Genomic DNA, 17,406 nt, shown 5'->3' with positions numbered 1-17,406 from the left:
ACCGGGCATACGACCACACGGCCCCACCACAGCGCACCGCCACCGCCCCCGGCACACGCCGCGCCCACTCAGCCACCGCCCGATCCGGACGCACCGCCGTCACCGGCCGCCCCGTCGCATTCCACTCCCCGAGCATGCGGGACTGTTCTGCCTCCGCGGCTACGCCCACGGTGCCGACGCGGGCCCCCGGATCCGTGGCGATGCGGGTGAGGAGGTCGCGGAAGCGGTCCAGGAGCGCGTGGGCCTGCGCGGAGTCGACCGCGTCGGGGCGGTGGCACAACCGCAGTTGCAGGCGCGGTCCGGGAAACACGTTGACGGAGACCGGATAGTGGGTGGTGTCGGTGACGTCGACGTCGCGCAGCCGCACGCCCGCGTATTCTTCGTCGGCCACCGCGTCCCGGTACGGGAAGTTCTCGAAGACGAGGAGGGTGTCGAAGAGCGGTGCGGTACCGGTGAGCTCCTGCAGCCGGGTGAGGCCGACATGGTGATGTTCGGCGAGCGCGGCCTGTCGACGCTGCAGGTCGATGAGGAGGTCGGCGATGCTCCGGGCCGGGTGGGCGCGGAGCCGTACCGCGATGGTGTTGATGAACAGGCCGAGGATGTCGTCGACCCCGTCGAGTTCGGCGGGCCGCCCGGAGACGGTGACCCCGAAGACGACGTCGTCGCGCCCGGTGAGCCCGGCCAGCAGCAGGCCCCATGCTGTTTGGACGAGGACTCCGACGGTCACGCCGAGGGAACGGGCGGTCTCGGTGAGTCGGGCGGTCTCCTCCTCACTGAGTTCAGCGAAGAGTTCCTGCTGGGCTCCGTCACCGCCGTAGGGGTCGGCGTCGGGGGCGAGCAGGGACGGTCCGGGCAGGTCGGCGAGTTCCGCCCGCCAGGCGCGGTCCGCGGCTGCCAGGTCCCGGTCGGCCAGCCACACCAGGTAGTCGCGGAAGGTGGCCGTGGGCGGCGGGCTGGTGGGGTTGGCGTACAGGGTGAACAGCTCCCGCAGGAAGAGCGGGGTGGACCAGCCGTCGAGCAGGGTGTGGTGGTCGGTGACCACGAGCCGGTGGTGGTCCGGGGCCAGGCGGATGAGGACGAAGCGGATCAGGGGCGGACGGGCGAGGTCGAAAGGGGTGTCCCGTTCTTCGGCGCGTAGTTGCGCGCAGCAGGCCTCCTGGGCTGCCGCGTCCTGTCCGGACAGGTCGACGATGCGCCAGCGGAGCGCCACCTCAGCGGGGACGAACTGGACAGTGTCGGTGCCGTCGCTCCAGAAGCCGACGCGCAGCGACGGGTGCCGGTCGAGGAGGGCAGCAGCGGCATCCCGAAGCCGGTCCGCGTCCAACAGCCCGGTAATGTCCGTGCACGACTGGGTGGTGTAGGCGTCGCGGCCGCCGCTGTAGAGGCTGTGGAAGACTAGCCCGGCTTGGAGCGGTGTGGGCGGCCACAGGTCGACGATCCGCGGGTTGGCGACGTCGGCGTGCTCCGCCCAGTCGCGGGCGATCCGGGTGATGCGCTCCTGGTCGACGGCGACGAGCGGCACGTCGGAGGGGGTGAGGGTGCACACGCCGGGGGTGGCGGCGTAGGTGGTGAGGCTGCGCAGCGCCGCGGTGAACTCTTCGGCGAGGAAAGCCACGTCGGCGGTGTCGTGGACGCCTTCGGCCCACCGCCAGGTGACCGCCAGCTGGGGGCCGCGGGCAGTGTCGCGGGCGGCGATACCGACTTCCAAACCGCAGGTGAGCGGCTGGTCGGGGTCTTCGTCGAGCAGCAGGTCCGCCACCTCTGGGGCGGTCTGCCAGGGCTCGTCGTGGGAGGCGCCGAACCGGCCCAGGTAGTTGAAGAGGATGTCGGAGCGGGCCGCATGCGCGAGAGCAGGCGCGGTCTCGGGGTTGAGGCGGCGCAGCAGGCCGTAGCCGAGGCCGTCGCCGGGTACGGCGCGCAGGGTCTCCTTGACGCGGGCGAGGGCCGCTCCGACGTCGGCGGCCTGGTCGCGGGTGAGCGCCAACCGGACCGGGTGGGCGCTGGTGAACCAGCCGACGGTGCGGGTGGTGTCGGCGGGTTCGGCCAGCTCGTAGCGTCCGTGTCCTTCGACGTCGACGAGCACGCCGCTGTCGGCGTGGCCGTGCCGTGCCCGCAGCCGGGCGGCAGCCACGGCCAGGGCGGTGAGCAGCAGTTCGTCAACGCCCATGCCCAGGGCGGGACCGGTGTCGGTGAGCACAGCGGCCGACAGGTCGGGGTCGACAGTCCACTCCATGCTGCGGCGCGTAGCTACCGTGTCGCCTGCGTTGAGGGGTCTCATGCCGAGCGGCTGGTGGGTGGCGGGGTCGACGGTCCGCTGCCAGTAGTCGAGTTCCGCGACGCGTGCGGCGCGGCGCGCTTCCGCGGCGAGCAGGCGGGTCCAACGGCGCAGCGAGGTTCCGGCCGGGGCGAGGGCCGGGGGGTGTCCTTGGGCTCGGGCTGTCACAGCGGCACGCAGGTCGGGGCCGAGGATCCGCCAGGAGACCCCGTCGACCACGAAATGGTGGATGCGCAGCAGCAGCCGCCCGGTGCGGTGCGCACCCCGGTCGAACCAGACCGCGGCCAGGGTGCGGCCTTGGGCCAGGTCGATTCGGTCAGCGGCGCGCGCGTTCTCCCGGGCCACTGCTGCGGCCAGGTCGGTGTCGGTCCACTCGGCGGCATCCACCCGGCGCAGCAGACCGGAGGGGACCGTGTCAGGCGGGGCGACCTGCAGGGCGGTGCCGGTGGCGTGCAGCCGCAGCGCGTCGTGGTGGCGGACGAGGTCGCCCAGGGCGGCGGCGAGGACCTCTTCGCTGAGGCCGGGCGGGGTGCACAGGACCTGCGACTGGGCGAACCGCGCGGGGGGCACGCCCTGGTCGAGCAGGTCAGCCATGAGAGGGGTGGGCTGCAGGTCGCCGACAGGATCGTCGTCCGGCTCAGCGGCAGAATGCCCGGTGAGGGGGGTGGCGGCCGCGGCGAGCCGGGCCACGGTGGGCCGGTCGAAGACGTCGCGCACCCGCAGCGCCAGTCCGGCGGCCCGGGCCCGGTTGACCAGTTGGATCGCGGTGATGCTGTCCCCGCCGAGCCGGAAGAAGTCGTCGTGGACTCCCACGGTCGGCACGCCGAGGACGTAGGCGAAGATGTCCGCCAAGGTCTGCTGCCGGGGGGTGGCGGGCGCATCGTGGCTGCCGGCGCTCTCCACTCCCGGGTCGGGCAGGGCGGCCCGGTCCAGTTTCCCGTTGGGGGTCACCGGAAGGTCGCTGGTGAACACGACCGCCGCGGGCACCATAGCGTCGGGCAGGTGTTCGGCGAGGTGGGCGCGGAGCTGGTCGGGGGTGAGGGTGACCCCCTGGTGGAGCACCACGTGGGCGCTGAGCCGCACCGATCCGGAGGCAGCGGTGTGGGCGGCGACCGCGCAGCGGGCCACCGCGGGATGGGTTTCCGCGACTGCTTCGATTTCCTCTACTTCGACGCGGAATCCGCGGACCTGGAGCTGGGTGTCGACGCGGCCGAGGTATTCGAGCTGGCCGTCAGCGCGCTGCCGCACCCGGTCCCCGGTGCGGTACATGCGGCTGCCGGGCGGACCGTACGGATCGGCAACGAACCGGTCCGCGGTCTGGTCGGGGCGGCCCAGGTAGCCTCGCGCGACCTGGACGCCGGCCAGGTAGAGTTCGCCGGCCACCCCGACCGGCACCGGCTGCAGCGCGTCGTCGAGGATGCGGACGGCCACGCCGGGGACGGGTCGGCCCACGGTAGGGGTGTCGCTGTCTGCCACGGACGCCACGAGCGCGTCCACCGTGTTCTCGGTGGGCCCGTAGCAGTTGACGGCGCGGGTGGCGGGGAGGGAGCGCAGGCGGCGCCACAGGTCCTCGGGGCAGGCTTCCCCACCGAAGCTGAGGAGGTGCGGCAGGTGCCGCACCTGCCCGGAGTCGAGCAGGCCGCGCAGGTAGGTGGGGGTGAAGTCGAGGTAGTCGATGCGGTGGGCGGAGATGTAGGCGCCGAGGCGGGCGTAGTCGTAGATGTAGTCGTCGCCGAGCAGGTGGAGTTCGTGGCCGTAGAGCAGGCCGAGCAACTGGTCCCAGGACGCGTCGAAACCGAACGACCCGGTGTGGCCGACCCGCAGGCGCTGCGCGGCCGTACCGTCGAACAGGACGTGGCGGTGGGCGGCGACCAGGTTGGCGAGGGCCCGGTGAGGGACGACGACGCCCTTAGGCTTCCCCGTGGTTCCGGAGGTGTAGATGAGGTAGGCCGCGTTGTCGGGGTGCGGCAGGGGCAGCGGTTCGCTGGTCGTGGGGGTTTCCGCGAGGCGGGTGCGCACCTGGGGGTCGGCGAGGTCGATGCGGTGCGCGTCCCCGAAGTCCGGGAAGGGCGCGCCGAAGTCCGGTGCGGTCACCGCCACCACTGGACGGGTGTCGGCGACGATGGCGGCGAGCCGCTCCACGGGGTGGGCCGGGTCCAGGTACACGTAGGCGCCGCCGGCGCGCAGCACCGCGAACAAGGCGACGAGCACGTCCAGGGTGCGGGGCAGGGCGAGCGCCACGATCCGCTCCGGGCCGACCCCGTGTGCGCGCAGGAGCCGGGCCAGCCGGTCGACGCGGTCGAGGAACTCGGCCCGGGTCACACTGCGGCCGTCGGCAACCACGGCGACAGCGTCCGGGTCGTCTGCAGCGAGCTGGTCGAGCAGGCTGGGGATGAGCGGGGGGTGCTCGTCGACCGGTGGTGCAGCGGGCCCGGCCGCGGTGGCGCCGGTGTAGTCGAGGCGTGCCACAGGAGTGTGGGCCGGGGCCGCAGCGGCCGCGTCGAGCAGGCGGACGATCTCGGCGAGTCGAGCTTGGACGTCTGCGGGATCGTAGCGGCGGTCGTTGGCGTTGGCTTCCAGGGTGAGGCCGCCGTGCGGGGCGCGGTAGACCGAGAGAGCCAGATCGTCGACGGGCCCCTCGGACAGGGTCACCGTGGTAGCGGAAACCCCGTCGAAGGACAGGTCGTAGTCGAACAGTTTGATGTTGATCTCAGGGCCGAACAGCGGGCGGTCCGTGCCGACCAGGGCGAGGTCGCGGCGCAGCCATTCAGCGCGGTAGCGCTGGTGGGCGCGCAGGTCGCGGAGCGCGGCCGCGGTGGCGGCGACAACCTGTTCCACCGTGTCCCCGGGGCGGACGTGCACCCGCAGCGGCAGCACGTTGACCACCATGGCGGGGGTGCGCAGCGCGGCCCGGCCGAGCCGCCCCATGACCGGGATGCCGAGGACTACGTCGCGGTGCCCGGTCATCCGGGACAGGTAGGCGGCAGAGCTGGCGATCACGGTGTCCGCCCAGGTGGCCCCGGTGCGCTCCCCCAGTTCGGTGAGCCCGGTGAGAACGTCGGCGGCCACGTCGGCCCGTGCCCGCAGCACCCCGGCGTAGGGCGCCTGCGGGCGGGAGGACAGCAGGGCTGTGGGGTAGCCGTCGCCGAGCAGTCCGGTCCAGTAGGCGCGGTCGGCCGCGCACTGTTCGGAGGCGGCGTAGGCGGTTTCGTCGGCGACGATGTCGGCGAGGCTGCCGAACCGGGACGGCGGCGGTTCCTGGCCGCGTCCCAGGGCGGTGTAGACGTCGGCGACCCGCCGGGCGAGCAGGGTGACCGCGTAGGCGTCGACGAGGATGTGGTGGTAGCGCTGGTACCAGTACCAGCGGCGTTCCCCTACCCGCAGGAGGGCGTAGCGGACGAGCGGCTCGTCCGTGTCGAACCGGACCGGGTGCGCCATGTCGCGGCGCATCCACGCGGCGGCGGCGTGCCGCGGGTCGGCTTCCGCGGTGAGGTCGTGGACCTCCACCACTCCCGCACCGTCGGCACGGATCTCCTGCACGGCGGTGTCGCCCCGGGCCACCGGGCGGGACCGCAGCGTTTCGCTGTCCCGGACGACGCTCTCCACGGCACGGATGAACCGGTCGACGTCGAGGTCGGCGGGGATGTCGGTGTATTGGCCGACGTTGAACACGGGGCTGTCCGGCACGATCTGCTGGGCGTACCAGACTCCGGCCTGTGCGTCGGTGAGAGGCAGCCGAGTGGTGGAGGTGTCCGACATCAGTTACTGCTCCTTAGACACGGGGCGGGGTTAGGGCTGCTGGGTGAGGAGCACCAGCCAGGCCGCGATGGTGGGTTCTTCCGCGAGGTCGGCGAAGTCGGCGGAGATGCCGTCTTTCCGCCAGGTTTCGAGGAGGCTCATCAACCTGATGGAGTCCAGTCCCCGGTCCAGCAGGTTTTCGTGGGGGTCGATGGAGTCGGCGGGTTCGCCGAGCAGCCGGGCGATGTCGGCGCGCATCCGCTCTTCGGTGATCACAGAGTGACGTACCGTGTCGTCGTTGGTCATGGTTGTCTCCGTTGCGGGGGTTTGCAGTGGTTAGGACGTGGCGCGGCGCGCTTCGATGGAGTCGATGATCTCGGCGGCGCGGGTGGCGACGTTGGACAGCAGCACCGAGGAGATCCCGTGCGTGTGCTCGGTGCCGCCCTGCAGGTACAGGCCGCAGGTGACGGTGTCGTCGGTGACGATCCGGTAGTCGCGCTGCAGAGAAGGCCGACCGGCGGCGTCGAACACGCAGTGGTGGCCGAGGTCGCCGAGCAGCGGCCGGATGTCCACCGGCTGGTAGCCGGTCGCGTAGACCACGTGGTCGACGGTGAGCACGGTCTGTTTTCCGCTGACCTGGTCTTCCAGGGTGAGGTCGACCCGGTCGTCGGTCTCGGTAAGCGCGACGACTCGCGTCATGTTGTGGATCTGCAGCCGCGGTTTTCCGCGGACGCGTTCGGCGTAGAAGCGCCGGTACAGTTCAGCGATGAGGTCCGGGTCCACCGCGGAGTAGTTCGTGTTGCGGTGGTAGTGCATGAGTTCGTCTTTGAACTCTTGGGGTGCGTCGTAGTAGGCATCGACTGCCTCGGGGTCGAAGATGCGGTTGGCGAACGGGGTGTCGTCGGACGGGCTGTAGCCGTAGCGGGAGAACACCGCGTGGACGGGGAGGTCGGCGAACCGCTGGTGGAGGTGGCCGACGACTTCGGCAGCGCTCTGTCCTGCCCCCACCACCGCGAAACCGTGCACCGGGGCTGCGGGCAGGTCAGCGAGGCGGTGTAACAGGTGTTCGCTGTGCCAGACCCGGTCTGAGGGGTGCACCCCCTCGGGCATGCTGGGGCGCAGGCCGGGGGCGAGGACGACGTTGCGGGCGCGTTCCACGGTTTCCCGGCCGGCAGTGTCGCGGGCGACGACGTCGAGGTAGACGACTTTCCCGTGCCGGGTGACGGGGCGCAGCGCCACCACGTGCTGTCCGTAGCGCACCTGGTCGCTGACCCGCTGGGCGCACCACACCAGGTAGTCGTGGAATTCGGCGCGCAGCGGGAAGAGCGTCTTGTGGTTGATGAAGTCGTGCAGCCGTCCCATCCGGTGGAGGAAGGACAGGAAGCTAAAGTCGCTGGCCGGGTTGCGGGGGGTGACCAGGTCTTTGAGGAAGGAGATCTGCATGGTGGCGTCGTCCAGCAGCATCCCCTGGTGCCAGCTGAAGCGTTCTTGGCGTTCCAGGAACAGCCCGGTGGGGGCTTTTCCGCCTGCGGCGCGGCGCTCTCGCAGCGCAATGGCCAGGCCCAGGTTGGAGGGGCCGAAGCCGACGCCGACCAGGTCGTGGACGGGGCGTTCGGAGGTGTCGGACACCTCGTGGTCGAGGGACGGTGTCATGGGTCAGCCTCCGGTTTCCACGTCGACGCGGGCGGAACGCAGCGCGGCGAGCGCATCTGCTGTGCTGGTCACCATTGCGCAGCGGGTGGCCGCGTAGGTCAGGGCGAACCGGTGCTCCTCGGCGCTGAAGTCCGCGGTCGCGTCGGCGACGAGGAACGGTTGGATGTCGCGCATGAACGCGTCGGCAGCGGTGAGCAGGCACCCGATGTGGGCGTAGACGCCGGTGACGATGATCTGGTCCCGGTTGAGGTCGGCGAGGCGGGCTGCCAGGTCGGTGCCGACGAATGCGCTGTAGCGTGCTTTGACGACCACCAGGTCGGTGGGTCGGGGGGCGATCCGGGTGTCGATGGCCGTGTGTTCGTCGGTAGCGCTCATGCCGCGCCCCCAGAAGTGGAGTTCCAGGCCGCGTTGTGCCGGGTCCATACCACCGGGTTTTACGGTGTAGATCACAGGGATTCCGAGGGTCCGGCAGGTGTCGGCCAGGGTGGAGATGTTGGTGAGCACGCCCCGCAGCGGATCCGCGCTCTCTGCGTAGGGGCGCAGGAAGTAGCGCTGCATGTCGTGGACGAGGAGCACCGCACGGGCAGGGGTGATCTGCCACTCTGCCCGGTTGGCGGGCAACTGGTCCACGGTGGGCAGCGGATAGGGGGTGATGGCTGGCAGGCTCATCGGGTGGTGTCCAATCTACGTGCGAGTTCCCGGCGGAGTTCGCTGCGGGAGATCTTTCCGACGCCGGTGACGGGGAAGCGGTCCACGAATTCGACCCGGTCGGGGATCTTGTAGGAGGCCAGGCCCCGTTCGCGGAGGAAGCGCAGCAGTTCGCTCCGGCTGGGTGGTTCGGTGCGCGCGATGACGTAGGCGCAGACGCGTTCCCCCAGGTAGGGGTCGCTCATGCCGACCACGGCCGCGTCGTGGACGGCAGGGTGGGCCAGGATGTGGTTCTCCACTTCTTCCGCGGAGACCTTCTCGCCGCCCCGGTTGATCTGGTCTTTGGCGCGGCCTTCGACGACGAGGTGGCCGGTGGGGGTGCGGCGCACCAGGTCCCCGGTGCGGTAGAAGCCGTCGGGGGTGAACGCGGTGGCGTTGTGCTCCTCGGCCCGGTAGTAGCCGCGGATGGTGTAGGGGCCGCGGGTGAGCAGGTGGCCGACTTCGCCGTCGGGCACCGGCCGGTCGGCCTCGTCGACGATGCGGATCTCGTCGTCCGGGCTGATCGGCCGCCCCTGGGTGGTGGTGATGATGTCGTCGGGGTCGTCGAGCCGGGTGTAGTTGACCAGCCCTTCGGCCATGCCGAACACCTGCTGGAGGGTGCAGCCGAGGACGGGGCGGACCCGGCGGGCCGCTTCCGGGGCGAACTTGGCGCCGCCGACTTGCAGGACGCGCAGCGAAGAGAGGTCCCGGTGGCTCTGGGAGCCGTGCTCCACCGCGTCCAGCCACTGCAGCGCGATCGGGGGGACGACCGCGGTGATCGTGACCCGCTCGGTTTCGATGAGGGAGAACGCGGTGTCAGGGGAAGGGTTGGGGGCGAGCACGACGGTGCCTCCAGCGTGAAAGGTGCCGAGGAAGCCGGGGGAGCTCATCGGGAAGTTGTGCACGGCGGGCAGCGCCGCAAGGTAGACGGTGTCGGTGCCGAGGGCGCAGATCTCCGCGCTGGCCCGCACCGAGTACAGGTAGTCGTCGTGGGTCCGGGGGATGAGCTTGGGCAGCCCGGTGGTGCCGCCGGAGAGTTGGAGGAAGGCCGCGTCGCTCGCCTCGGGCCGAGTGAAGACGCCGGGGTCGGGCCGGTCGGCACGGAGCTCGGCCAGCGGGGTGAAGCCGCCCGGCTCCCCGACGACCACCACGTGTTCGGGGGCAGTGCCGGCGTGGCGCAGCTGCGCGGCCATGGTCCGGTAGTCGAAACCGGCGTGCCGGTCAGGGATGATGAGTGCTTTCGCCTGGGCCGTGGTGCACAGGTGGGTGATTTCGTGGGCCCGGTGGGCGGGGAGCGCGTACACCGGCAGCGCGCCGAGCCGGAACAGCGCGAAGACCACTTCGAACAGTTCTGGGATGTTGGGGAGTTGGACGACGACGCGGTCGCCCGCGGCAATGCCGAGCCGGGCCAGCCCGGTGGCGAGGACCGCGGAGCGCTCCCCCAGTTCGGCATAGGTCCAGCGCTGGCCCGCGCCGACCACGGCGAGGCGGTCGGCGAAACGGCGGGTGCGGTCGGTGACGAAGTCGCTGAAAGTCTCCCCGGTCCAGTACCCCGCCTCGCGGTAGCGGACGGCGAACTCCGCGGGCCAGGGGGTGCAGCCGTCGAGCATCAGGGTCCTTTCCATGGGGGTTACCGGAGCTGGTCGGCTCCGAGGGCGAGCAGCAGGGTGCGGAATTTGGCGGTGGTTTCCGCGAGTTCGGCCTCGGGGTCGGAGTCGGGCATGATGCCGCCGCCCGCAAACAGTTCGGCGGTGGCGCCGTGGATGTCGGCGCAGCGGATGGTCACCACCCATTCGCCGTCGCCGGCGGCGTCGGTGTAGCCGACAGCCCCGGTGTAGAAGCCGCGGTCGAACGGTTCGAGTTCGGCGATGGCCGCATAGGCCTGGTCGGTGGGATAGCCGCAGACCGCGGGGGTGGGGTGGAGGGCCTGGGCCAGCACGTGGACGGGGGTGCGCGGGTCGCGCAGTTCGCCGGTGACCTGGGTGGCCAGGTGCCACATGGTGGGAGTGGTGACCGGCTGGGGTTCGTCGGGGACATCCAGGGAGCGGCAGTAGGGGCGGAGCGCTTCGACGACGGCTTCCACGACGACGGCGTGTTCGGCGCGGTCTTTGGCGGAGGCGAGCAGGGCAGCGCCGCGTTCCCGGTCCCGGGTCGGGTCGGTGTCGCGGGGGCGGGAGCCCGCGAGCGGGCGGGACACCACGGCGCGGCCGTGTTTGGCGACGAGCAGTTCCGGGCTGGCCCCGACGAGGGTGCGCGGACGGCTGTCGGGGGCAGGCAGGTCGGCGGCGAAGGTGAACCCGCCGGGGTTGGCTTGCGCGAGGTTGGCGAGTACCGCGGCGACGTCCACGTCGTGGCTGCTGGTCAGGCGGAGGCAGCGGGCCAGGACAACTTTGCGCAGCCGGGTGCTGTCTGGGCTGGCCAGGAGGGCGACGGCGCGTTTGACCGCGGCGGTGTGTGCGGCGGGGTCGGGAACGGGGGTGGCGGTCCAGGTGCCGTTCCGGGGGCGCCGCGCGCGGGTGGCGCCGGTGCCGGGCATGATCGCGGGGCCGCGCTGCACGGTTGCGGGGATGACGAGGCGAGCGGGTGCGGTCCGGTTGAAGGGGAGCGCTCCGACCGCGACGGCGTGCCGTCCCGGCTCGGCGGCGGTGGCGTGCAGTGCATCGGACAGGTCGTCGACCCCGGTCACGGTGGTCAGGACGCCTTGCCCGAGCAGCGACCCGGAAGGGGAGGTGAAGAAGAAGTCCCGGGGACGGTAGGCGTCCAGGAGTTCAGTGACGGTCGCGGCCGGGGTGGCGACGCACTGTCGGGGCATCGTTGGCCTTTCTTTCGGGCACGCTGGGGGAACGGGCCGCGCGGGCCCGCGGTTCACTGTGGGGCAGGGCGACGGTCAGCGCAGGGAGGCGCCGCCGTCGACATACAGGTCGTGCAGGGTGATGTGCCGTGCTGCGGGGGAGGCGAGGAAGCACACGGCGTCGGCGATGTCCTCGGGGCGGGCGATGCGCCCCAGGGGGATGCCGATCCGGTACAGGTCGGGGTCTCCAGCGACGGCGTCGGCTTCGGTGTAGCCTTCCGGGCGCATCGCCCACAGCATGGGGGTGTCAGTGGTGCCGGGGGACACCACGTTGCAGCGGATGCCGTGCGGTGCGAGTTCTAGGCCGAGCGACTTGGTGAAGGCGACTGCGGCGGCTTTGGATGCGGCGTAGGCGGCCATGGCGGCGCGGGGGACGCCGGCCGCGTTGGATGCCACAGTGATGATGCAGCCGCGGCGGCGGGGCACCATCTGCCGTGCCGCGGCGCGGGAGACGGTGAACACCCCGGTGGCGTTGACCGCGATCAGGTCGTGCCAGTCGTGGTCGGGGCAGTCGACGACGGGTCCGGTGCGCAGGATGCCGGCGGCGTTGACCAGGATGTCGACGGGGCCCAGGTCGTGTTCGATCTCGTCGAAGAGGCGCTCCACTCCCGCGGTGTCGGTGACGTCGCGCGCGTAGCCTTTTCCGCGCTGCCCGGCCTGCGCCAGGCCGGTGACGGTCTGGGCAGTGCTTTCGGGGTTGACGTCGACTGCGGCGACCGCGGCGCCCTGCGCGGCGAGAGCCGTGGCGACAGCGCGTCCGATCCCGCCTCCTGCACCGGTGACGACGGCGACCGATCCTGCGATCCCCTTATGGGACACGTCTCCCCCACACAGCTCCGCAAGAAACCAACTAAGGCAAACCTTGCCTAACTACCGCCGACAGTCTCAATGCAGAGAGCCGCGGAAGTCAACCCGCACAATTCCGACATTTGTGCACAAAATGCGCAAATTTGCGAACAAGAAGTGTTCGAGTAATCACACCACTAAGGCATTGCATAATTCGCAGTCAGCACTTCCTGCCCCGACTCGGAGCGACATCCCTCCCGAGGCGAGCACCGCCCCCGCCCCGCGCATCTGCTGACCACAGCAGCAACCGCCACTCAGGGAAACTCGAAACATACTCACAGTGACGAGACGAGGAGCGGGCTGCCGCTGCCCCTTCATACCGGGACCGCCGCTCGCGCCTCGTTCCCGCTCCCGGCACGCCCTCTCCCGGAAAGCGGCGCAGCACACATGGGCGGCCCGGGGTCCCCGGCCGCGGCAGCACGCTACTCGTAGGGGTCGGGAGGATGGTCGACGGGGACCATCTCTGTCACCTCGAACCGGTGGTCGCGCACCCGGCGAATGTCACCCTCCGGTTCCACCCACCGGCCGGTTACGGTCCACCACGAATCCGCGGGCGGCTCCTCCTGGTTGACGATCAGCACCCGGTTCACGATGGCGTCGGCGGCGCAACAGGCGATCTGGAGCCGGGCCAGGTACCAGCCCTCCCCGTCCGGGTTGGGCACCGCGAACCCGGTAAGCCGGATCTCCCGTCCGGCCATGCTGCGCTCTTCGTCGGTCCAGGCCCGCACCACGAATTCGCGCAGCGACATCTCCACCGGCCCGTCCGCATCAGGGGTGTCTGCGGGGACGTCATCCGGCAGGGCGCGTTCCACCGCTGCTGCGGGGTCGGCTGCCGCCGCCGTGTAGGCCCCCAGCGCGGGCGGCGCCACCACGAAGATCACCACGACCGGCAGCAACAGCAGCCACGCCACCACCGGAGCCCGCCCGTGGTCGTGGCCGTGGGCGGGATCATGCCCCGGTTCCGCCTCATCCTCCGGCGATCGCAGTTCCGCGACCACCGCCACCAGGCCGAGCAGCACCAGCACTGCCCCGGCGGCGATCAGGAACGGCCGGAACTCGCCGCGCACGTAGTTGAGGTAGTCCTGGGAGGCCACAGTCACACTCAGCGCAGCCGCTCCCAGCAGCACCATCACCATGCCCTGCGCCAGGCGGTTCACAGCAGCAGTCCTCCCACCAGCACCGTGCCCAGCAGGGTCGCTGCCAGGGTGAGGGGGACGAAGCGGCGTACGAACGCCCAGCCGAACGCCCCGGCCTGCAAGGCGATGAGCTTCAGGTCCACCATCGGCCCAACCACGAGGAAAGCGAGTTTGGCGGTAGCAGAGAACTCGGTGAAGCTCACCACGACGAACGCGTCGGCTTCCGAGCAGATCGACAGCACCACGGCCAGCAGCGCCAGCGCCAGCACGGAAAGCACCGGAGTGTCGGCGACAGCCGCCAGCCACTCCCGCGGCACCAGCACGTTCACCCCCGAGGCAACCAGTCCCCCCAAGACGAGGAACCCTCCGGCGTGCATCAGGTCGTGCCGCATCGTGTCGGCAAACGCCCGCCACCCCGTGGTTCTCCCTCCCCCGGTGCGGGGCAGCCGCAGCCAGTCGGACCTGCCGAATGCGGCCCACAGCCAGCCCACCGCGACCGCGGCCCCCAAGGAAGCGAGAAAACGCGCCACAGCCATCTCCGGCTGCCCGGGGAAGGCGACCATGGTCGCCACGATCACGACCGGGTTGATGGCGGGCGCGGCGAGCAGGAAGGTGAGCGCAGCCGCCGGGGGCACCCCGCGCCGGATCAGCCCGCCAGCGACCGGCACCGACGCGCATTCGCACCCGGGGAGCACCGCACCGGAGAGCCCGGCCGCGGGGACCGCGAGCGCCGCCCGGCGCGGAACGATCCGCTGCCACACCTGTGGCGGGACCAGCGCGGTGATGGCGGCAGACAGCGCCACCCCGAACACGAGGAACGGCAGTGCCTGCAGGCTGATGGCGGTGAAGACCGTGGCCCACGCCAGGAATGCCTCGTGGGTCAACCGTCCGGCCAGCAGCGCCTGTCCCGCAAGCAGCACCGCGATGAACAGCACAAACCACCAGACCGTGGCGGTAGTGCGGGACCGTGGCGGGCGTCCCCACTCCGGTGGCGGGAGCTCCTGGCCGTCAGCAGGCTCGTCCCAGTCGCGGATCAGGGATGCGCCGAGGGAAGGAGTGGAGGCGGGGGTGCGGGAGGGTTGTTCCGACACGCGGAGTCCTCACTGAATGTAGGAAGATCACCACTGCGGGTCATGCTACCCCTGAGTGCGCCGGCTTCTCTGGGGTTTTGGAAAACTCGGCGGGAAACACCCCATGGAATTCGCCACGCCCGAAACCCCGCGGGCAGTGTTCTCTGCCTCCCCAGTCCGCAGCGGGACGGCCGCGCCCCTCGCCCGCACACCTCGGGGAGGCCTGGGACGTGTTCGCCCTATACCCGGCCTGCGGCGCGGCGACACGCCCCGCACGCAGGCCGGTTCGCGGTCTCCCAGCGCAGGGCTACTCCGCGACGCGGACCACCATCTTGCCGATGTTGCCGCCGCGCAGCATCGAGATGAACGCCTCCGGCGTGCGCTCCAGGCCTTCCACGACCGTCTCGCGGACTTTGATCCGTCCGTCGGCGACGGCGGGGGCGACCTCGCGCTGGAACTCCTCAGCGAGGTGGGGTTCGTCGCTCACGATGAAGCCGCGCAGGGTCAGCCGCTTGGTGACGATCTGGAACAGGTTGCGCGGCGCTCGCGGCGCGCTGGTCGCGTTGTAACCCGAGATCGCCCCGCAGATCGCAAACCGCGCGAAGTCGTTGGCGCAGGCGATTGCCGCCTCCAAGTGGTCGCCGCCCACATTGTCGAAGTACACGTCGATGCCGTCCGGAGCAGCGTCGGCCAGTTGTTCGCGCACCGGGGCGGCCCGGTAGTCGAAAGCCGCGTCGAAGCCCAGTTCGTCGCGCAGGTAGGCGACCTTCTCCGGGGAACCGGCGCTGCCGATCACCCGCCGAGCCCCGTACAGCGCGGCGAGCTGGCCGACCATGCTGCCCACGGCACCGGCCGCGCCGGAGACGAACACGGTGTCGCCTTCCCGTATCCCGGCTTTGTGCCGCAGGCCCACATAGGCGGTCAGACCGGGCATCCCCAGCGCTCCCAGGTAGACGCTGGGGTCCACCGGACTGTCGGCGGGGAGGGGACGGACTCGGGAGGCGGGCAGCAGGGCGTGCGACCGCCAGCCCGCGTTGTGCACCACCAGTGTCCCCGTCGGCACCGCCGGATCGGTGCTGGCTTCGACCACGCCCACGGCGCCGCCTTCCATGGGGGCGTTGAGCTCGTAAGGGTCGGTGTAGGTCCGTACCCCGGACATCTTCCCCCGCATGTAGGGGTCGACAGAGAGCACCAGGTTGCGGACCAGCAGCTCCCCGGGACCGGGATCAGGAAGGGTGCGGGTGACGAGCGCGAAGTCGGTCACCGCGGGCTCGCCCTGCGGCCGGGCGATCAGGTGGAACTCGCGTGCGGTTGTCGGCATAGCTCTCCTTGGCTGCTTGTGGGACTGTCCCTCCCCATGTCCCAGAACGACCTTCCCATACCCACCGGTATGGCGCGGTGCGGGGGTGGGGTGTCCCGTTACCCGGTGTTTGGGAACCGCCGCGCCGGGCAGCGTGCCTGCCAGGAGGTGCCCGCATGATGAGCCCTATGGACCGTCAACGGCACGCCGGCGATACCGCCGACATCAGCGCATCGGAGAAACGATACTCGCACTGGGGACGGCCCAGTTCCTGGATTGCTGTGACCTTGATGATCCTCGGCTTCCTGGTCGGCGGGGTCGGCCTGACCCTGGGCCCGCCCCAATGGGCCGTGGTGATCGGCGGCGCGGTGATCTTCGCAATCGGCGGGATCATCGCCTACGCCATCGACATCTTCAAAGACACCGGGGTGGCTGAAGAACCCGAGAAGTACCTGGACGACAGCCTCGAGCACGGAGAACACCCGCTCGGCGCGGAGGAGGAGCACCACCGGGCCTCCTGACGCACGACCGGTTCCGTCCGCCGGCAGACAACTGCATAGGGCATGAGCACCGCAGCGTGGCGTCCGTGCGGCGGGGCCGCCCACGGTGCGGCTCAGGGCAGCGCTGCCCAGCGGTCCGCTGCCTGGTCCAGCCCGCAGGGCGGGCGCGCCGGCGGGTTCAGGGACGGCGCGGCGCCGCGGATGCCTTGGCCAGCTCGGCAAGCCGCGCAAGCTGGGCGGTGCGTTCGACCCGGGCCTGCGTGGCCAGGTCGTTGCGTCCCGCTTGGAGCAGCAGTTCTTTGGTGGCCCGCGCCGCCGCGGCAGGTACAGCGAGGAGCTGCGCCACGAGTGCGTCGACTGCCGCGTCGAGCTCCGCGTCGGCGACCACGCGCTCTGCCAGCCGAAGCTGCGCCGCCTCTGCGGCATCGATCGTGCGGGCGGTCAGGCATAGTTCAATGGCGCGGTTGACCCCGACCAGCTCCACCAAGGGTTGGGTCCCGGTGAGGTCCGGCACGAGGCCCAGCGCCGGCTCTTTCATGCACAACTGGGCGGTGTCGGACAGGATGCGGATGTCGCAGGAGAGTGCAAGCTGGAATCCCGCGCCGATGGCGTGTCCGCGCACCGCGGCGATGGAGACAATGTCGGCGCGTCGCAGCCAGAGGAATCCCTCCTGGTAGGAGGCGATCACCTGGTCCAGGGCCGCGGTGCTGTTCGGATCACGGGCCAACAGGGTGAACGGGGTCGGCTCGCCGTCGACTTTCCCGGCTTGGAACATGTCCAGGTCGATCCCTGAGGAAAAGGTCGGACCCTCTCCCGTGATGACGACAATTCGGACAGCCTGGGGAAGGGTGTGGCCGATACGGGCCAGCTCTGTCCACATCCGGCCAGTCATGGCGTTGCGCCGGTGAGGCCTCGACAGCGTGATCCGTGCGACCTCTCCGTCGATCGTCAGTGTGAGTCCAGCCGCAGCGAGTTCTTCCGCTGTGGGGGCCTTCGTCTGCGCCATCGCACACGCCTTTCACCCAAGGGATCGCGAGCCCACCCGATTCCTACCAACGAGTAACATAGCAGTTCACGGGTTGCCCACCCTAGGGTCACCCCCGGTTGCGTCTGGTCGCGCCTCCCCTGCCCCGCAGTGTCGCTCCCGCTTCGAGCAGCAGCCGGTGCACAAAGCCATAGGAGCGGCCGGTTGCCGCAGCCAGCGCGCGGATGCTCTCCCCGTTGTCGTAGCGCCGTTTCAGGTCAGAGGCCAGATCTGACCGCTCCTCTCCGGTCACCCGGGTGCCCTTGCGCAACGTCTCGGACACAAGTACCTCCCGATGCTCTCGGTACGGCAACGAAGTCGCTTGC

The 17,406-nt window shown here is 70.7% G+C and carries 13 protein-coding genes; 1 reads left to right on the top strand and 12 read right to left on the bottom strand.

Features of this window, described 5'->3' with window-relative positions:
* The 10 genes from CW348_RS15660 to CW348_RS15615 all read right to left on the bottom strand — a co-directional run.
* On the bottom strand, positions 1-6,034 hold a 6,034-nt coding region (locus tag CW348_RS15660), incomplete at its 3' end, for a non-ribosomal peptide synthetase (RefSeq protein ID WP_287464180.1).
* 30 nt (positions 6,035-6,064) lie between these two features.
* The gene (locus tag CW348_RS15655) at positions 6,065-6,319 is read right to left on the bottom strand and encodes a phosphopantetheine-binding protein (protein WP_011292292.1); all 255 of its coding nucleotides are present in this window, start codon (positions 6,317-6,319) and stop codon (positions 6,065-6,067) included.
* 30 nt (positions 6,320-6,349) lie between these two features.
* Entirely contained in the window at positions 6,350-7,666 is a 1,317-nt protein-coding gene (locus tag CW348_RS15650) for a lysine N(6)-hydroxylase/L-ornithine N(5)-oxygenase family protein (RefSeq protein WP_011292293.1), read from the bottom strand.
* Positions 7,667-7,669: 3 nt separating this feature from the next.
* Positions 7,670-8,335 (bottom strand): isochorismatase family protein, encoded by a 666-nt coding sequence (locus tag CW348_RS15645; RefSeq protein WP_011292294.1) that lies wholly within the window; start codon positions 8,333-8,335, stop codon positions 7,670-7,672.
* Positions 8,332-9,963 carry a (2,3-dihydroxybenzoyl)adenylate synthase gene (locus CW348_RS15640; protein ID WP_011292295.1) on the bottom strand — a complete coding sequence of 544 codons (1,632 nt, stop codon included), beginning with the start codon at positions 9,961-9,963 and terminating at the stop codon, positions 8,332-8,334. The genes CW348_RS15645 and CW348_RS15640 overlap by 4 nt, the downstream gene beginning before the upstream one ends.
* A 20-nt stretch (positions 9,964-9,983) precedes the next feature.
* Positions 9,984-11,165 (bottom strand): isochorismate synthase, encoded by a 1,182-nt coding sequence (locus CW348_RS15635; protein ID WP_011292296.1) that lies wholly within the window; start codon positions 11,163-11,165, stop codon positions 9,984-9,986.
* Positions 11,166-11,240: 75 nt separating this feature from the next.
* The gene (locus tag CW348_RS15630) at positions 11,241-12,023 is read right to left on the bottom strand and encodes a 2,3-dihydro-2,3-dihydroxybenzoate dehydrogenase (RefSeq protein ID WP_011292297.1); all 783 of its coding nucleotides are present in this window, start codon (positions 12,021-12,023) and stop codon (positions 11,241-11,243) included.
* Between the two features lie 449 nt (positions 12,024-12,472).
* The gene (locus tag CW348_RS15625) at positions 12,473-13,207 is read right to left on the bottom strand and encodes a TIGR03943 family putative permease subunit (RefSeq protein WP_016188870.1); all 735 of its coding nucleotides are present in this window, start codon (positions 13,205-13,207) and stop codon (positions 12,473-12,475) included.
* A complete protein-coding gene (locus tag CW348_RS15620) occupies positions 13,204-14,277 on the bottom strand; it encodes a permease (protein ID WP_011292299.1) in 1,074 nt (357 codons plus the stop codon). The genes CW348_RS15625 and CW348_RS15620 overlap by 4 nt, the downstream gene beginning before the upstream one ends.
* Positions 14,278-14,563: 286 nt before the next feature.
* A complete protein-coding gene (locus CW348_RS15615) occupies positions 14,564-15,577 on the bottom strand; it encodes an NADP-dependent oxidoreductase (protein WP_011292300.1) in 1,014 nt (337 codons plus the stop codon).
* A 155-nt stretch (positions 15,578-15,732) separates the two neighbouring features.
* Here CW348_RS15615 and CW348_RS15610 point away from each other — a divergent pair, with 155 nt between their 5' ends.
* Positions 15,733-16,077 (top strand): HGxxPAAW family protein, encoded by a 345-nt coding sequence (locus tag CW348_RS15610; RefSeq protein WP_011292301.1) that lies wholly within the window; start codon positions 15,733-15,735, stop codon positions 16,075-16,077.
* 157 nt (positions 16,078-16,234) lie between these two features.
* Here CW348_RS15610 and CW348_RS15605 read toward each other — a convergent pair whose 3' ends face one another.
* Positions 16,235-17,062, bottom strand: a complete 828-nt coding sequence (locus tag CW348_RS15605; protein ID WP_011292302.1) for an enoyl-CoA hydratase/isomerase family protein — start codon at positions 17,060-17,062, stop codon at positions 16,235-16,237.
* An 88-nt stretch (positions 17,063-17,150) separates the two neighbouring features.
* Positions 17,151-17,363, bottom strand: a complete 213-nt coding sequence (locus CW348_RS15600) for a helix-turn-helix domain-containing protein (RefSeq protein WP_061783715.1) — start codon at positions 17,361-17,363, stop codon at positions 17,151-17,153.
* Positions 17,364-17,406 lie beyond the last annotated feature (43 nt).

Origin of the sequence: Thermobifida sp. (assembly GCF_017577275.1) — a bacterium.
Lineage (GTDB): Bacteria > Actinomycetota > Actinomycetes > Streptosporangiales > Streptosporangiaceae > Thermobifida > Thermobifida fusca.
Note: the sequence above shows the minus strand (reverse complement) of the source record. Positions and strands in the feature narration are given on the sequence as shown.

Excerpts from the sequence above, each read along its gene's own strand:
- CW348_RS15655 (WP_011292292.1), bottom strand. The coding sequence starts at position 6,319 with ATGACCAACGACGACACGGTACGTCACTCTGTGATCACCGAAGAGCGG.
- CW348_RS15650 (WP_011292293.1), bottom strand. The coding sequence starts at position 7,666 with ATGACACCGTCCCTCGACCACGAGGTGTCCGACACCTCCGAACGCCCC.
- CW348_RS15645 (WP_011292294.1), bottom strand. The coding sequence starts at position 8,335 with ATGAGCCTGCCAGCCATCACCCCCTATCCGCTGCCCACCGTGGACCAG.
- CW348_RS15640 (WP_011292295.1), bottom strand. The coding sequence starts at position 9,963 with ATGCTCGACGGCTGCACCCCCTGGCCCGCGGAGTTCGCCGTCCGCTAC.
- CW348_RS15635 (WP_011292296.1), bottom strand. The coding sequence starts at position 11,165 with ATGCCCCGACAGTGCGTCGCCACCCCGGCCGCGACCGTCACTGAACTC.
- CW348_RS15615 (WP_011292300.1), bottom strand. The coding sequence starts at position 15,577 with ATGCCGACAACCGCACGCGAGTTCCACCTGATCGCCCGGCCGCAGGGC.
- CW348_RS15610 (WP_011292301.1), top strand. The coding sequence starts at position 15,733 with ATGATGAGCCCTATGGACCGTCAACGGCACGCCGGCGATACCGCCGAC.
- CW348_RS15605 (WP_011292302.1), bottom strand. The coding sequence starts at position 17,062 with ATGGCGCAGACGAAGGCCCCCACAGCGGAAGAACTCGCTGCGGCTGGA.